This is a genomic window from Oleiphilus sp. HI0086 (assembly GCF_001635225.1).
In genome coordinates this window covers 1-804 of sequence record NZ_LWFZ01001161.1, presented here as the reverse complement: position 1 = coordinate 804, position 804 = coordinate 1, and the positions used below count along the sequence as shown (strand labels likewise).

Annotated in this window: 1 protein-coding gene; it reads left to right on the top strand. The window is 49.5% G+C overall.

What is annotated here, in order from left to right; all coding sequences use genetic code 11:
- On the top strand, positions 1-804 hold an 804-nt coding region (locus tag A3756_RS20375; protein WP_197481422.1), incomplete at both ends, for an acyl-CoA dehydrogenase family protein.

The window sequence follows — 804 nt, the reverse complement described above, 5'->3', positions numbered from 1 at the left end:
GGCTGACCCATCCTGCGCAGTTGCCATTACCGAGCCAGATTTTGGTTCTGACGTTGCAGGCATGAAACTAAAAGCTGAAAAAGTTGACGGTGGTTGGGTACTTAACGGCGCGAAAACATGGTGTACTTTTGGCGGTAAAGCTGGCGTTTTGTTAACACTAGCGCGTACTAACCCTGATCCAGGCTTGGGCCACAAAGGCTTAAGCATGTTCCTAGTTGAAAAACCTTCTTTCGACGGCCATGATTTTGAATACGAGCAAGAAGGTGGCGGTAAGCTAAGCGGGAAAGCAATCCCAACAATCGGTTACCGAGGCATGCACTCTTTCGACGTATTCTTCGATAATGTCTTTGTTCCAGACAGCCACTTGTTAGGTGGTGAAGAAGGCCTGGGTAAAGGCTTCTATTACACGATGGCAGGTTTCTCTGGTGGACGTATCCAAACTGCTGCACGTGCAAATGGCCTCATGCAAGCCGCTTATGAGCGTGCGATCAGCTACTCACAAGAACGTAAAGTATTTGGCCAGCCTGTGGGTGAATACCAGCTTACCCTAAGCAAACTATCTCGCATGGCGACCTTGATGACCGCTTCGCGCCAGTTTACCTACGCCGTAGGCCGTTTGATGGATGAAGGCAAAGGCCAGATGGAAGCCAGCCTAGTGAAACTATTTGCTTGTAAGTCTTCTGAGTGGCTAACACGTGAGGCATTGCAGATTCACGGAGGTATGGGCTATGCAGAAGAATCAGCAGTGAGCCGTTACTGGATTGATGCCCGCGTACTCTCTATCTTTGAAGGTGCTGAAGAGAC